This window comes from Gammaproteobacteria bacterium (assembly GCA_028817255.1).
In the GTDB taxonomy this organism is placed as follows: Bacteria; Pseudomonadota; Gammaproteobacteria; order Porifericomitales; family Porifericomitaceae; genus Porifericomes; species Porifericomes azotivorans.
Genome location: JAPPQA010000158.1, coordinates 1 through 4,591, shown reverse-complemented (window position 1 = coordinate 4,591; position 4,591 = coordinate 1). Strand labels below are relative to the sequence as shown.

The following is a 4,591-nucleotide window of genomic DNA, read 5'->3' as shown; positions in this document are numbered from 1 at the left end:
TGGATGCCCATAGGGTTTTTACACAGACTGTTTCGCCGGAATGACGGGGTAAAGGGGAGGAATGGCGGGGATGGGAATCTTTTCCTCCCGATTGCGTAACGGCTTGCGCCCCGCCTCAAGCCGTTACGCAATCGAAGGGAAGAAAAGCGGTTCTTACGCACCACTCCCCCCTTGAGGGGGAGTCGGCAAGACGAGGGCGCCAGCCCGAAGTCGCGCCGGTGGGGGGAGCATCGAAAGCGCTTGCTACACCCCACCGCCCAGGAGAACCGCAAGGGCCGCCTAGGCTCCCCCTCAAGGGGAGAGTGATGGGAAGAATGAGGCGCACAGGCAGGCGTACCTAATGCACAAATTTGACGATACTGGATATGCTGACACGTCATGAGCGCCTATTCGTATCATTGGGTGCTTGTGGGCATTTTTGAACCCGTTTAATCCTCCGCTGTCTGTGCCCCATTCGCCAGCCAGGCGGTCAGTAAGCGAATTTGGGTCTCGTCCAGGCGCTCTTTCCACGCCGGCATGACGCCGACGCGGCCCAGGGCAATGGAATGGCGCACGGATTCTTCGTCGCCGCCGTAGAGCCATACCGAGTCCGCGAGATTCGGCGCCCCCAATGCGGGGTTGCCTTGCGCCTCGGCGCCGTGGCAGGCGACGCAGAACTGCGAGTAGAGTTTGCGCCCTGCGCTATGCGGGTCTTTGTCGGCGGCGGTTGCGGCGTCCGCCGCGGCAATGGCGGCATCGCCGCCACTGGCATCGCCGCCGCCGGTTGCCGTGCCGCCGGCGCCGCCACCCGTGTCGCCCGCGGCGGTTTTGCCCGCGGCGAGGGCGAGCAGGTAGTCGGCTACCTGCGCCACGCCTTTGTCTTGCAGCACCGCGCCCCAGGGCGGCATCAGCCCGTTGCGGCCGTTGGCGATGCTGTTCGCGATCTGCGTTTCGTCGCCGCCCCATTGCCAGGAGGCGTCGGCGAGGTTGGGGAAGAGCCGGGCCTGTCCGCGGGCATCCGCGCCGTGGCAGCCGGAGCAGTGGGTTTGATAAATGCCGGCGGCGCTGCGCATGGCCTGTGGGTCGGCAGCGAGTTCGGAGACAGAGGCGCCGCGCCACCGCTCGCGCAGTGCGCCGTAGCGTTCCTCGTAGGCATCCAGGCGCCGCTCCAGTTGCACGTGCCGAGTCCATTTCAAGGCGCCGGGGAAGTTGCCGAGGCCGGGGTACAGCACCAGGTACACCACAGTGTAGGCGAGCAGGGCGACGATCAGCGCCAGCCACCACAGCGGCGCGGGGTTGTTGGCCTCGCGCAGGGTGCCGTCCCATACCGCATCCGGTTCCGCCGCGTCGTCGCCGGGGCGCGAGCGGTAGGCGCTTGCCAGCAGCCATGCCAGTCCGATCAGGCTGAGGACGACGATGCCAGCGATCCAACCGCTCCAGAAGGCGCTCATCGAGGGCTTGCTCCGGGACTCTCTTTGGTGCTTGCTACAGGATTTGCGGCCGGCTGCCCGGGCGCGGCATCGTTGCCGGGAACATTCGGGTTGCCGGGGGCGCCGGGCACTTCGTCTTGCAGGGGGATTTGCGCCGCCGCCTCGCTTTTCTCTTTGCCGCCGCGAGTGAGCAGCCAGGCGGCCAGCCCGACCATGAAGGCGCATACCAGCAGGTCGCCGGCGAGGATCAGCTGGGTCATGGCCGGCGTCCCAGCGATTGCAGGTACGCGATCATCGCATCCATCTCCGTCTTGCCCGCCAGCGCGTCGGCGGCGCCCTGGATGTCTTGCGCCGAGTACGGGTGCCCCAGCTTTTGCAGGGCGCGCATCCGGTCCGCGACGCTGCCGCCGGGGTCGGCGGGGCGCGAGGCCAGCCACGGATACGCCGGCATGATGGAGGAGGGCACTACCGCGCGCGGGTCGAGCAGATGCAGTTCATGCCAGGCGTCGCTGTATTTGCCGCCGATGCGGTGCAAATCCGGGCCGGTGCGTTTGGACCCCCACAGGAACGGGCGGTCATAGACGAACTCGCCGGGCATGGATGGCGGGCCGTAGCGTTTGACCTCGGCCAGCAGCGGGCGGATTTGCTGCGAATGGCACAACGCGCAGGATTCGCGGATGTAGATGTCGCGTCCGACCAGCTCCAGCGGCGTGTACGGTTGGGTCGCAGCGGCGGCAGTGCCCAGCTCTCGGTCGAAGAAGGTGGGAATAATCTGCGCCAGTCCGCCCAGCGAGGCCACGAACAGGATGCCGAAGATCAGCAGTCCGGAGTGCCGCTCCAGGATTTTGTGCAGTGCCAGCATGTTCCGGTCCGGCGGCGCGGCTCAGGCCGTTGCCGGCGAGGCGGCCGGGGCAGGGGCCGCGGGCGGCGCTGTCGGGGAGACCGGCGCCGGCGAAGCGGTGACCGTGCTGGCGCCGCGCGCGGTCATATACAGGTTCCAGGCCATGGTCGCCGCGCCGCCCAGAAACAGCAGTCCCGCCAGCAGGCGCATGAAGTAGTACGGCGCCATGGCGTCCATGACTTGCGTGAAGCCGTGCTTGAGCTCGCCGGCCTCGTCCAGGCTGAGCCAGAGCAGGCCCTGGGTCACGCCGGCGCCCCACATCGCCAGGATGTAAATCAAGACGCCAAGCAGGGCAAGGATGAAATGCAGGTTCGCCAGCCGCGCGCTGTACAGCTCGCGCCCGTACAGGCGCGGCACCAGGATGTACAGCGTGCCGAAGGTTACGAGGGCGTTCCAGCCCAGCGCGCCGGAGTGGACATGGCCGATGGTCCACTCGGTGAAGTGGCTCACTACGTTGACGCTTTTGATCGCCAGCATGGGCCCCTCAAAGGTGGCCAGGCCGTAGAAGACCAGCGACAGGGCGATGAATTTCAGCGCCGGGTCCGTGCGCCACGGTCGCCGCGAACCTTTGAGGGTCATGATGCCGTTCGCCATCGTCGCCCACGACGGGGCCAGCAGGATGAGGCTCATCACCATGGCCAGCGACTGCAGCCAGTCAGGGACCGCGTTGTAGTGCAAATGATGCGGCCCGGCCCAGATGTAACTATAGACGAAGGCCCAGAAGGCGACCACGGACAGGCGGTAACTCCAGATCGGGCAGCCGCTGTGCTTGGGCAGGAAATAGTAGAGCATCCCGAGGAAACCGCCGGTGAGAAAGAAACCGACGGCGTTGTGCCCGTACCACCACTGCACCACGGCGTCGCGGGCGCCGGCGTAAATCGGGTAGGATTTGGCGAGCGACACCGGCAACGCCAGACTGTTGACCACGTGCAGCATGGCCACCACGAGGATCAACGCGCCGTAGAACCAGTTGGAGACGTAGATCGGCTGGATGCGCCGCCGGGCGATGGTGCCGAAGAACACCACGGCGTAAGCGATCCAGAGCAGCGCCACGGCGATGTCCAGCGGCCATTCGAACTCGGCGTATTCCTTGCCGGTGTTGATCCCCAGAAACAGCGTCGCCATCGCCAGGGCCAGCCCCGCCTGCCAGCCGTAGAACACTGCCCAGGAGAGCCGCGGCATGAACAGGCGCCGGTGGCAGGTGCGTTGCACGCTGTACAACGAGGTGCCGATCAGCGCCGAGCCGCCGAAGCCGAAGATGACGGCGTTGGTGTGCACCGTGCGCAGGCGCCCGAAAGTGAGCCACGGCAGATCCAGGTTGAGCGCCGGCCACACCATCTCGGCGGCGAGGTACACGCCGGCGGTCATGCCGAACAGCGCCCAGACGACGGCGGCGGCAACGAAGGCGGCGGCGACCCGGTCCTCGAAGAATTCCACCGTCGCGTTCATTGCCGGTCTTGCGCCCCGAGCGCGTTATGGAACGCGGCGATACTTTCTACGCGGCCGGGCAGGGAAGCGCAGGGCACGGGTCGAAGCGTCTCGCGGCGCGTCTCACAACGCGGCGAGCACCTTTTCGGCGGCGCTGTTTTCCAGGCCGGTGCCTTCTTCCAGAAACAGTTGCCGCACCATGCCGTCCTCGGCGATCAGGGCGAAACGTTGCGAGCGCGTTCCCATGCCGAAGCCGCTGGCGTCCAGGGTCAGGGCCAGGGCGCGGGCGAAATCGCCGTTGCCGTCGGCGATCATGGAGATTGCCTCGGCGTTTTGCGATTTGCCCCAGGCATCCATGACAAAGGCATCGTTCATTGCCAGGCAGAAAATGCGCTCCACCCCCTTGGCCTTGATCTTGTCGGCGTTGACCACGTAGCCGGGCAGGTGCGCCGCCGTACAGGTGGGGGTAAAGGCCCCCGGCACGGCGAATAATACGATCCTGCCCTTGCCGAACAGCTCGCGCGTATCCACCATGCGCGGGCCCTCCTCGCCCATGATCGTCACCTGGGCCGAAGGGATTTGCTCGCCTACTTGTATGCTCATGATATTTCTGCCTCCCCTTAGTCTTCCATTCGCGCCCGGCTCTCGGTACGGAATGGTATCAAATGCCAGGCTTGGGTGCACTGGCTTGGGCGCGCTGGCTGGGGTGCGCTCAGGGGCGTTCCTCATCCGAGCGTTACGCAATCGCAGGGAAGAATCCTGCCGTTACGCAATCGAGGACAAGAAAAGCGGTTCTTACGCATCACTCCCCCCTTGAGGGGGAGTCGGCAAGACGAGGGCGCAAGCCCGAAGT

5 protein-coding genes are annotated in these 4,591 nt (G+C 66.0%); all 5 read right to left on the bottom strand.

Features of this window, described 5'->3' with window-relative positions; genetic code table 11:
• Positions 1–428: 428 nt before the first annotated feature.
• The 5 genes from OXU43_06675 to OXU43_06655 all read right to left on the bottom strand — a co-directional run bounded on the left by OXU43_06675 (position 429) and on the right by OXU43_06655 (position 4,341).
• Positions 429–1,430, bottom strand: a complete 1,002-nt coding sequence (locus OXU43_06675; GenBank protein MDD9824837.1) for a c-type cytochrome — start codon at positions 1,428–1,430, stop codon at positions 429–431.
• On the bottom strand, positions 1,427–1,669 hold the full coding sequence (locus tag OXU43_06670) for a cbb3-type cytochrome c oxidase subunit 3 (protein MDD9824836.1): 243 nt from the start codon (positions 1,667–1,669) through the stop codon (positions 1,427–1,429). Before OXU43_06670 ends, OXU43_06675 begins: the two co-directional genes overlap by 4 nt.
• The gene (gene ccoO, locus OXU43_06665; GenBank protein ID MDD9824835.1) at positions 1,666–2,271 is read right to left on the bottom strand and encodes a cytochrome-c oxidase, cbb3-type subunit II; all 606 of its coding nucleotides are present in this window, start codon (positions 2,269–2,271) and stop codon (positions 1,666–1,668) included. Before ccoO ends, OXU43_06670 begins: the two co-directional genes overlap by 4 nt.
• A gap of 21 nt (positions 2,272–2,292) precedes the next feature.
• The gene (gene ccoN, locus OXU43_06660) at positions 2,293–3,759 is read right to left on the bottom strand and encodes a cytochrome-c oxidase, cbb3-type subunit I (protein ID MDD9824834.1); all 1,467 of its coding nucleotides are present in this window, start codon (positions 3,757–3,759) and stop codon (positions 2,293–2,295) included.
• A gap of 102 nt (positions 3,760–3,861) precedes the next feature.
• A complete protein-coding gene (locus tag OXU43_06655) occupies positions 3,862–4,341 on the bottom strand; it encodes a peroxiredoxin (GenBank protein MDD9824833.1) in 480 nt (159 codons plus the stop codon).
• Between the last annotated feature and the right edge of the window lie 250 nt (positions 4,342–4,591).